Annotated in this window: 7 protein-coding genes; 6 read left to right on the top strand and 1 reads right to left on the bottom strand. The window is 60.9% G+C overall.

Annotated features, from left to right (window positions below):
- Window positions 1-312 precede the first annotated feature (312 nt).
- From HU811_RS19870 to HU811_RS19860, 3 genes are all read left to right on the top strand, one after another.
- Window positions 313-1344: a histone deacetylase family protein gene (locus HU811_RS19870; protein ID WP_186657634.1), complete on the top strand. Its 1032-nt coding sequence runs from the start codon at window positions 313-315 to the stop codon at window positions 1342-1344.
- An 11-nt stretch (window positions 1345-1355) separates the two neighbouring features.
- Complete coding sequence (locus HU811_RS19865; protein ID WP_186657632.1) at window positions 1356-2456, top strand: polyamine ABC transporter substrate-binding protein; 1101 nt, start codon at window positions 1356-1358, stop codon at window positions 2454-2456.
- A gap of 173 nt (window positions 2457-2629) precedes the next feature.
- Window positions 2630-7231 (top strand): dermonecrotic toxin domain-containing protein, encoded by a 4602-nt coding sequence (locus HU811_RS19860; protein WP_186657630.1) that lies wholly within the window; start codon window positions 2630-2632, stop codon window positions 7229-7231.
- Window positions 7232-7265: 34 nt separating this feature from the next.
- Here the strand turns inward: HU811_RS19860 and pdxR are convergent, their stop codons facing one another.
- A complete protein-coding gene (gene pdxR / locus HU811_RS19855; protein ID WP_092457742.1) occupies window positions 7266-8813 on the bottom strand; it encodes a MocR-like pyridoxine biosynthesis transcription factor PdxR in 1548 nt (515 codons plus the stop codon).
- A 99-nt stretch (window positions 8814-8912) separates the two neighbouring features.
- On the opposite strand from pdxR, the gene HU811_RS19850 reads away from it, so the two are divergent.
- Genes HU811_RS19850 through HU811_RS19840 form a run of 3 tightly spaced genes read left to right on the top strand, consistent with a single transcriptional unit; the run spans window position 8913 to window position 10685 of the window.
- Entirely contained in the window at window positions 8913-9554 is a 642-nt protein-coding gene (locus HU811_RS19850; RefSeq protein ID WP_186657628.1) for an FMN-binding negative transcriptional regulator, read from the top strand.
- Between the two features lie 2 nt (window positions 9555-9556).
- Window positions 9557-10003 (top strand): GNAT family N-acetyltransferase, encoded by a 447-nt coding sequence (locus tag HU811_RS19845; protein WP_186657626.1) that lies wholly within the window; start codon window positions 9557-9559, stop codon window positions 10001-10003.
- A 10-nt stretch (window positions 10004-10013) separates the two neighbouring features.
- Window positions 10014-10685, top strand: a complete 672-nt coding sequence (locus HU811_RS19840; protein ID WP_092399509.1) for a GNAT family N-acetyltransferase — start codon at window positions 10014-10016, stop codon at window positions 10683-10685.
- Window positions 10686-10732 lie beyond the last annotated feature (47 nt).

The raw sequence follows: 10732 nt of genomic DNA, 5'->3' as shown, positions 1-10732 counted from the left end.
GGCGAGGGAGCTTGCTCCCGCTGGGTGGCGAAGCCACCCCAAAAAGGCCGATGCATTTTTCCAGGCACACCGCATCGACCGGTTTGCGACGGCTGCGCCGCCGAGCGGGAGCAAGCTCCCTCGCCACAGGTTGCCGGCAGCCATACAAGCATCGTCTATGCCCCAAACCCGCGCGGCTCCGCGCCACCAAGGGGCGATTTACGGTCAAACCTTTTGGCCATTTCGATCCCCTTTTGGCCTCTCCTGCCGTTCTCCGAAACGCCGCGCGCCGCAAGACTGTGAGCAACCGAATCAGCCCTGCGGAGAACAACAATGCTGACGATCTACTCAGACGATCACCACCTGCACCACGGACGCTGCGAGTTGATGGACGGGCAATTGATGCCCTGCTTCGAAATGCCCTCCCGGGCCGATCATGTGCTGGAGCGGGTCAAGGCGCGCGCACTGGGGCCGGTGGAGGCGCCGCAGGATTTTGGTTTGGGGCCGATCCAGCGCATCCACAGTGCGGCGTACCTGGAATTTTTCAAAGGTTCCTGGGACCGCTGGGCCAAGTACAACCGCGACGGCGATTTGTTGCCTTACACCTGGCCGGCACGGACCCTGCGCACGATCATCCCGACCAGCTTGCACGGCCAACTCGGTTATTACAGCTTCGACGGCGGCGCGCCGATCACCGCCGGCACTTGGCAAGCGGCCTACAGCGCAGCGCAGGTCGCTCTCACCGCCCAGGCCGAAATCCAGCGCGGCGCCCGCAGTGCCTTTGCGCTGTGTCGCCCACCAGGGCACCACGCTGCCAGTGATTTGATGGGCGGCTATTGCTACCTGAACAACGCTGCCATCGCCGCCCAGGCCTTTCTCGACCAGGGCCATCAGAAGGTCGCGATCCTGGATGTGGATTACCACCACGGCAACGGCACCCAATCGATTTTCTATGAGCGCAGCGACGTGCTGTTCACCTCGATCCATGGTCACCCAGAGGCGGAGTTTCCATTCTTCCTGGGCTATGCCGACGAGCATGGCGAGGGCGATGGCGAGGGCTTCAATTTCAACTACCCTTTGCCAGCCGGCTCAGGCTGGGACACCTGGAGCGCGGCACTGGAGCAGGCCTGCGGGCAAATCCGGGGTTACGACGCCGATGTCATCGTCGTGTCCCTGGGCGTAGACACCTTCAAGGACGATCCGATTTCGCAGTTCAAGCTCGACAGCCCGGATTACCTGGCGATGGGCAAACGCATCGCCGCGCTCGGCAAGCCGACGCTATTTGTGATGGAAGGCGGCTACGCGGTGGCCGAAATCGGCATCAATGCCGTCAACGTTCTCGAAGGTTTCCAAAGCGCCCCATGAGGAACACAAGCATGATCAGACTCAAGCGTTCGATGGCGCCAGCCCTGTGCGCCATGCTGCTTTGCGGTGCCGTCCAGGCCGAGGAGCGGACCCTGCGTGTCTACAATTGGTTCGACTACATCACGCCCAAGGCCCTGGACGACTTCAAGGCGCAAAACAGCCAGGTCAAACTGGTCTACGACATCTTCGACACCAATGAAGCGCTGGAAGCCAAGCTGCTGACCGGCAATTCCGGCTACGACGTGGTGGTGCCGTCCAACGTGTTCCTGGCCAAGCAGATCGAAGCCGGCGTGTTCCAGCCCCTGGACCGCAGCAAACTACCAAACTGGAACCACCTCGATCCCAAGCTGATGAAGCTGATCGAAGCCAACGACCCAGGCAACAAATTCGCCGTGCCCTACATGTACGGCACCATCCTGATCGGCTTCAACCCGGACAAAATCAAAGCCGCCCTCGGTGACAACGCTCCGGTGGATAGCTGGGACCTGATCTTCAAGGAAGAGAACATCAGCAAGCTCAAGCAGTGCGGCGTGGCGCTGCTCGACTCACCTTCGGAAATCCTGCCTCTGGCCCTGCAGCACCTGGGCCTGGACCCCAACAGCAAGAAGCCGGCGGACTATGCCAAGGCTGAAGCGCTGATGATGAAGATCCGCCCGCACATCACTTATTTCCACTCGTCCAAGTACATGGCCGACATCGCCAACGGCGATATCTGCGTGGCGGTCGGCTACTCCGGCAGCTTTTCCCAGGCGGCCAACCGCGCCAAGGAGGCCAAGAACGGCGTGACAGTGGACATGCGCCTGCCCAAGGAAGGCGCGCCGATCTGGTTTGACATGCTCGCCATCCCCAAAGGGGCAGCCAACCCGGACGACGCTTACGCCTTTATCAATTACCTGCTGCAACCGAAGGTGATCGCACCGGTGAGCGATTTCGTCGGCTATCCGAACCCGAACAAGGACGCCACGGAAATGGTCGACCCGGCGATTCGCAACAACCCCAACCTGTACCCGACCGAAGCGGCCATGACCACGCTTTACACTTTGCAACCTTTGCCCAGGGACGCCGAGCGGGCGCGGACACGGGCCTGGACCCGGATCAAGTCCGGCCAGTAGCTCAGCCTGTAGCAAGGAGTTTGTCTGGCCCGGGGATAAGGTGGCCTCTCACCCGGGCTGACACTGCGCCCTATACATAGTTACCACCGTCTCTGTTCTGCCGCGCCCTAGCATGGCGTTCCCGAAGCGTTCGGCTTTGGGCATGCCATGTATCGCGAGACAGGGAGACTCAGATGACCCAACCCTTAACCCCTAAACCCGCCGCACCCGACGCCAGCGTTGGCGACGCGGTGCTCAACCAGTTGCTCGCCGGCCCGACCTCGCCGGAGGTAGCCGCCGCCCTTCTGCACAACGCGCTCAAGAAGCTCTATCCCCATTTGCATCTGGACCCGAACAATACTGTGGTCGGTGAGCCGGACTGGGAAATCGTCGACGGCCAGATCGTTGAGCGGCCCACGCGTTACCAGACACTCAGCAACATGCTGGCGGCACGGATGAATGAGGACTATGCGACGCTGCTGATAGAGGGCTTTCACTTTCTGACCCACCTGCCACTGACGACCCCCGAGGTGCACCTGCCGGTGCGCATCGCTCAGATCGGCAGCCTGATCAATGAACTCGCGCCCGTCATGGTGTCCGCCTGCCAGGAACAGCAACTGGTGTACTGGAACGCCACGATCGGCACCGCGCCGCCGCGCTGGCATGAGCTCTCCAGCCTGCTGCACAGACTCTGGGACGTTAAGCAGGTCAAGGGCTGGACGGACTCCGACTGTGCCATGGCCAGGCAACTGTTCCTGTACCCCGACCTGCAGGACCGCAAGGCCAACGACCCTTATGGCACCCATGCGTACCTGATCGACATCGATGAGGTGGATGGCGACAAGTTGACACGCATGATCGACAACTCCCTGGTGGTGCTGATCGGAACCGTCGACAAAAAACAGACCATCCTCGCCTACTCGCTGCGTCGCAGCTACGAGAAGTTCGACTCACTGCAAGCATTGGAGCAGACCTTGCCTGATCATCTGGGCAACGTGGAGGGCAAGAAGATCCAGTGGCGCTTCTTTGAGCCCGAAGGCAACATTTTCGATCACAAGGCCTGCGGCTTGATTGCCACCCAGGTACAGATCCTGGGCTCTCCCGAGATCCTGAAAGGGTTCATGGCCGACGACAGCGAGCAGCCCGCGCTCAGTGGAACACAGACCGACACCGGTCCTGATGCGGCCTGGTACGAGAAGCAGATGCCTGACTGGCTCCAGCAAGCATCGACGTCCGACCAGATCCTGTTCGCCCAACACATGAAGAACCTGTCCGCGCTGAGCAGCTCCCATGCCGGCAAGACCTACCTGGACGATATTCCCCCCATCAAACACTATGCGCTGAACGCGTTGAAACAACAGATGCAATCGGAGCATGCCGACGCCGCGACGCTCGACCCGCAACGGATCGAACTGCAAATCCGCAGCCCCGTCGTCTGGGGCACCTTCGTTGTTCCCGGCAAAATCGAGATCACGCGGCTCAACCTCGTCGACCTGGCGCTACAGAACCTGATTGCGCTGCCCCTTGGCGACAAAGTGGTCAGATCTCTCGACGGCGACAAGCTGCCCGGATGGATGACGGTCGATTACGTCGAAAATCTGGTGACCAAGGTCGACGTCGGTCGCGTTTATCCCGAACTGGTCAAGAGCAAGCTACTGGGCGATACCGTCGAATCGACCCGCCGGGAAAATCTCTACACTGCTCAGCTACGCATCCAGTTACCCATGCTGGCGCTGGAGAGCAAGATTCGCGGCGATTGCAACATCGACGAGCGCGGCTACCGTTACATCGCCGCCGTGATGGAGACCGACGAAGCCGAGCGCAAGGTCGACGGGCAGACAATCGTCATGCGCGAGCTGGCTTTCGTCTCCGGCCAGTCCCAGGGCACTGCGGGAGACGTCGTGACCAACATGTTCGTGATCGGTCCGCAGGATTTCGATGCAGGCCCCTGCGTGCTCTATCGCCCGCTGCTGGAACCGCAGCTGTGCCAGTATCCGACGCCGAGCAATCTGATCTACGCTATCCGGCAGACTCCCTCCTTGCGTCAATCGGTGCTGGCCTGGCTGCCCGACGGAGTACGCGAGAACTACAGCCGATACCTCTTTTCCGGGCCGATCCCCTCGCCCTGGATGATCGTCGAATTCGCCACCGACCCCTTCTCTTCGTGGACCAACAGCGCCCCCGTCAGCTTGAGCAACCAGACTCTGGGGGCGGATTTTCTGCCGCGGTTGTTCAGGTCCAATGCCGAGGCCCTGACCGCCCTCGCTGACCGTCAGTCTGTGTCCAATAGCGAGAACCGCTGGGAAACCTTCAAACAGGCCAGTTGGTTGATTTTCAACCTGGCGCTGCCCTACCTCGGGGCTGCGGTAGGCACCGCCATCTGGCTTTGGCAAATCCTCGACGACGTTGAAACGATGACACAAGGCGACGAAGAAACCGACAGCCAGGCCACGTGGGAAGCGTTTGTCGACCTGTTGCTGAACATGGCCATGGCGATTACCGCACACGCCATCGAGCGCGCCCGGGAGAATACTGATAGCCGCCTGACAGAAGCCCCCCAGGTCATGCCCGAGCTGGAAAAACTGACCAAGCCTGCGCCCATCATCGAGCAATTCATACCGCCCAAGGACACCAGACTGCCCGCCGAGCACTACGACACCATTCATTCCAGTGGCGCCTTGGCGGGCAAGTCCGGCGAGCATGCCAAGCTGCTCAGGCCCTTGAGCGTCAACAAGCCCGAGCACGCCGAACAGCTCAAGAGCGAAGGCCCGCTCAAGGGCCTCTACCAACAGGGCGATGACTGGTTCGCCAAAATGGCCGACAAGTGGTTCAAGGTAAAGGTGGAAGGGGACCATGTGTCCATCGTCGACGAAAAAGACCCCTCCCACCCAGGGCCGGCACTGATGCGCCATGCCCACGGCGAATGGCATGTCGACACGCGCCTGCGTCTGCGCGGTAGCGGATCGAAAGGTGCCCGGCAGGAGGTCATCGCCAATGCCAGGCGCCGTGGCATTCAGCTGCTGGCGCAGTTGACTCGCTTCGAAGAAAAGAAAATCGAAGGCCAGAAGTTGCTGACTATGGATGCCAAGGAGCTGGGTAAGGCGTCCGGCTCTGCCAAGGAGCTCAAACGCATCATCTATTTGAGTACGTTGAAGACCCAACGGGAAAGCTACGAAGAAGCGTTGAAGATCCTGACCGAATGGCCGGTCTTTCAATCAAGGCCCGACGCGCCTCAAGTCCGACTCGGCTACTTGAACGCGCAGATCAATTTTACGTTCGAGGAAATAGACGCGCTGAAGGCTCGCTTCACCCCCGCCCTGAGAGAAGCCCTGGACATGGCCACTTCGACGATCGAGGAAGTCGAGCAGCAACACGTCGATGCTGCCGATGCCATGATCCGGGTCGGTGACGACATGATCGAGCGCCTGGATTACATGGAAACCCGCTTCTACCGACTCAAGAAGCAGGGGCGCGAAGGCTTTGAATTCCTGCGCCAGCACCGCGGGAAAATGCCGGCCTACAAAAGCGATGCGATCCGCCTGATCCAGTTGGACATGTATCGCCACCTCTGCCTGTCGCTCGACAGCATCCACACCGTGCCTGAGGGGTGGGCAGATCTCAACCAAGTGGTCGATAACATCACGGTTGCGTTCCAAAGCCTGCACGACGCCATCGAGGAGCGAAGTGTGATCAGGCTGGACGAACAGATCGATGCATTCGGCAGCCTGACGGAACAGTTCACCGCCATCGAAGAACATCTCGAATACCTGGGCGATGAATATAAGGCCAGTGTGCGCCCGGCAGAACTCAATCGACTGATAAAGCAGATTGGCCAGATCAAGAAACGCGCAGTCCGTCACCTGGCCTGGGCCCTCGATGAGCGAAGCAACCGGCGCAGCCTCGGCAACCCGTACGAGCAGCGCCCCCGGCCTCGGAAAAAGTTCATCAGGGCGCGTTTCTGGGGTCTGGTCAGTGGCGAACCCCGGCTCTCGAAAACCAAGGAAGAGACGGGCTGGGTCGATGTGAAAAACCCGCTTTCAGAAAAAATCATTGCCACGTTTCATCGCAAGGAAACCGGTGAGTGGGTGCCTCACGTCATCGCCGAAGCGCCGGCGCCCGTTCCTGCGTTGGCAACCAGCATCACCAAGGGTAAGGCCCTGATTGACGGGCTGGCAGCGTTCAAGACGCAAATCCAGGAATACGCCAACAAACCCAGTCGATCACCCACCGGCATCGGGATGATTCTGAATGCACACGCTGGCCGCATGGAGAAAGTCGCCGTGGCGATCACCAAGGCGCTGGACAACGCCTCTAACGAAACGGTGGGTGTGTCGGCCCAGGACCGACAGTTGGCCGAGTCCACCCGCAAAACACTCAAGCAGGCGTCCAAGACCCTTTATGAGGAAGGGTTCGAAGGCATCCTCAAGGTCATCAAACAACGGCCACCGACCATGAGTGGCTTGATATGGCTTAAAAGCCGGAACCAGATTTCCATCACTCGGCAAAAGAACCGGCAACGCCTCAGAGGTCCTGTTTATGGCTATCTGGACCGGTACGAGATCAAGGACCTGAAAGAGAACAAAACGCTGTGGTTCGCCGACTTCCGTTATTCCACTGACTGGGCGCCTGCCCATGCTTATCTTTCGGCGCGTTTGAAAACACCGGAACAAGTCAGCCTGGGCCGGGCCGCCGACTCGACCAAGGAATTGACCCAGCGGCAACTGATCGATCTTTACCGCAGCGAAATCGCCGTGGACCAGGCCAGGGAGGTGTTCTTTCCAAAACGACTGTCGTGACGGACCAAGCCAGGCGTCTATCGACGCCCGGCACTCATGTCGGCCAGGCCTTCGCCAGACGCGCCAGCGCGGCATCGATCGTCGCTGGCGGGACCGCCGCGAACCCCAGCACCAGCCCCGCCCGTACCTGCGTCGGGGTAGTGGCAGGCAACCAGTAACTGCTCAAGCCATTGACCTCGACGCCGGCTTCGGTGGCCCGGGCGATCAGCTCGCGCTCGCGCTCGATGTTGTCCACCGGCACCGTGACGTGCAATCCGGCGACGACCGTGGGCATGGCGCCGACGCCGTTCAACGACTTCGGCCAACCGGCCAGCAGCGCGTCGCGTCGGGCCAGTGCGGCCCGACGCATGCGCCTGATGTGCCGCTGAAAATGCCCGGCGGCCATGAACTCGGCCATGACCGCCTGGGTGCTGACTTCAGAGTGACGTACATCCACCGCGCGACGTTGGGCGAAGGCGTCTACCAGGCCAGATGGCAACACCAGATAACCCAGGCGCAAGGCCGGAAACGCGACTTTGCCGAACGTCCCCACATAAAGGACTCGCCCTTGGCGATCCAGTGCAGCCAGAGGCGCCAGCGGTGCACCGCTGTAGCGATACTCGCCGTCGTAGTCATCCTCGACGATCCAACCGTTATTGCGCTCGGCCCAGGCCAGCAGCTCCAACCGGCGCGCGAGGCTCATGACCACTCCGGTCGGGTATTGATGGGACGGCGTGACGTAGGCCAGCCGGCAGTGGCTCAACGCACCGAGCGCCGTGCAATCGAGGCCATCGCTGTCGACCGGCACGCCTTTCACCTCGGCACCGGCCACGGCAAACGCATGCCCAGCGGCGCGGTAGCCAGGATTCTCCACCGCCACGACATCACCCGGATCCACCAGCAGCTGTGCACAAAGGCTAATGCCCTGCTGTGCACCGCTGGTGATCACAATTTGCTCAGCCGTGCAGTGCAGGCCGCGGGAGCTGCGCAGGTAAGCGGCGATCAGGCCGCGCAGGCGTGCGTCACCTTGCGCGTCGCCATAACACAGCTGTTGCAGATCCGGCTTGCGCCAGAAAGCCGCATTCAGCTTGGCCCACACCTCGAAAGGAAACAGGTCGAACGCCGGAACACCGACCCGAAAGGCCCTTGGCGGGCCGAGGGGTGGTTGAGGTAAATGGTTCTTTTCGACCCGTTTCAATGCCCCACTGTGGATAACTTTACTGGATGGACCCACAGGCAAATCGAGCCAATCTGTGGATAAACCAGTGGATAAGCCTGTTGAAAACCCTGTGGATACTTTTGTGGATATGTTTTTCAAAGGCAGGGCCGTCGACGACAGTCTTGCCACATAAGTACCGTCACCGACCCGCCCTTCGATGAAACCCTCGGCATAGAGCTGGTCATAGGCTCGCACCACACTGTTGCGTGAAATCGACAAAGCCGCTGCCAGGTCCCGGCTGGCCGGCAGCCGCGTGCCGCTGGCCAGGCGGCCGTCCAGCACTCGTGAACGCAAAGCCTGATAGAGCTGGCGACTCAGCCCCTGGCGGCGGTCCAGCTCGATACCGGCGGGATTGAAAGACAGGGGCGGCACAGGGTTGTTCATGACAGTCCTCGTAATGGACCTATCCAATTGACCATAAGTGGCTCTTACAACAGACCAATAGCCTGCCTAGGATGCTCGCATTCGCCAAGGAAAATCATCATGTACAACCCCAAAGCCTTTGCCGTCGAAGACCTGCCCCAGCTGCACGGCATGATGAATAATTGCCGTCTGGCCGTATTGATCACGCACGGTGAACACGGCTTGCAGGCCAGTCACTTGCCGCTGTTGCTGGACACGCAACAGGGCCCCAATGGCAGCCTTTACGGGCACATGGCCCGGGCCAATCCGCAATGGCGCGACCTGGAAGCCGGCGCCGAAGCCTTGGTGGTCTTCGCCGGGGCCGATGCCTACGTCAGCCCCGGTTTCTACCCCAGCAAGGCCGAACACGGCAAAGTCGTGCCGACCTGGAACTACCTGGCCGTGCATGCCTATGGCACGGCCGAGGTGTTCAGCGACCCCCATCGTTTGCGCAACCTGGTCGGCGCCCTCACCGACCGCCACGAAAGCGGCCGCGCCCAGCCGTGGACAATCGACGACGCGCCAGCCGAGTACATCGACAGCATGCTCAGGGCCATCGTCGGCTTCGCCCTGCCTATCCAGCGCCTGGAAGGCAAGCGCAAGCTCAGCCAGAACCGCAGCCCGGCGGACGTCAGTGGGGTGCGCAATGGTCTCGCCGCCAGCCCCGCCCCCCAGGACCAGATGCTCGCGCGCCTGATGCCTGATCCATTGTCCAAGGAGTGAACATGAGCCAACCCCAGATCCGCCTCGTCACCGCTGACGATCACGCCGCCTGGCTGCCGCTGTGGCAGGCCTACCTGCGCTTCTACAACACCGAACTGCCGCAGACCGTGAGCCAAAGCACCTGGCAACGCCTGCTCGATGATCAAGAGCCGACCCACGGCGCCCTCGCCTGGGACGGCGACACCGCAGTAGGGCTGGTGCATTTCATCTATCACCGTTCGAACTGGAGCATCGAAAACTCCTGCTACCTGCAAGACCTGCTGGTGACGGAGCACAGCCGCGGCACCGGCGTCGGGCGCCAGCTCATCGAATTCGTCTACACCACCGCCAAGGCCGATGGTTGCTGCAAGGTGCATTGGCTGACCCACGAAACCAACGCAACCGCGATCCAACTCTACGAGCGCATCGCCGAACGCCCAGGCTTCATTCAATTTCGCAAAGCCCTATAAGGAGCACAGCATGCCGATTTCACCCGCCGACTGGAAAGGCGTCCCGGCGCCGTCTGCGCAGTTGATCGAAGGACGTTTCATCCGCCTGGAGAAACTCGATCCGGCGCGTCATGCCGATGGTCTGTGGCAAGCCCTCGAAGGGCCCGGAGCGGATCCCAAGCTCTGGGATTATTTGCCCTACGGCCCGTTCAAGGATCGCGACGCTTTCGATGCGTGGCTGGCCAATCACGCAGCCAATACCGATCCCTATTTCTTCAGCGTGATCGACCGCGCCAGCGGCGAGGTGCAGGGAATTCTCAGCTTGATGTCGATCGTGCCAGCACAAGGCCGCATCGAAATTGGCCATGTGACCTTCGGTGCGCCGATGCAGCGCTCGCCGAAAAGCACCGAGGCGGTTTATCTGCTGGCCAGGGAATCTTTCGCCCTGGGTTATCGGCGTCTCGAATGGAAATGCAACAACGCCAACGCCCGCTCCAAATACGCCGCCGAGCGGCTGGGCTTCACCTTTGAAGGTGTGTTCCGCCAGCACATGGTGGTCAAGGGACAGAACCGCGACACTGCGTGGTACTCGATGCTGGACTCGGAATGGCCGGCAATCCGGGTGGGATTCGAGCGGTGGCTGAGTGAGGAGAATCAGCGCGAGGGTGGACAGGTGCTTGGGTTGGTGGAGTGTCGCTCATAGGTTGTTTCACCTGACCGTCAGCTATCGCGAGCAGGCTCGCTCCCACA

This window comes from Pseudomonas tehranensis, from assembly GCF_014268615.1.
GTDB classification, from domain to species: Bacteria; Pseudomonadota; Gammaproteobacteria; order Pseudomonadales; family Pseudomonadaceae; genus Aquipseudomonas; species Aquipseudomonas tehranensis.
This window is presented reverse-complemented; position numbering and strand designations above follow the sequence as displayed.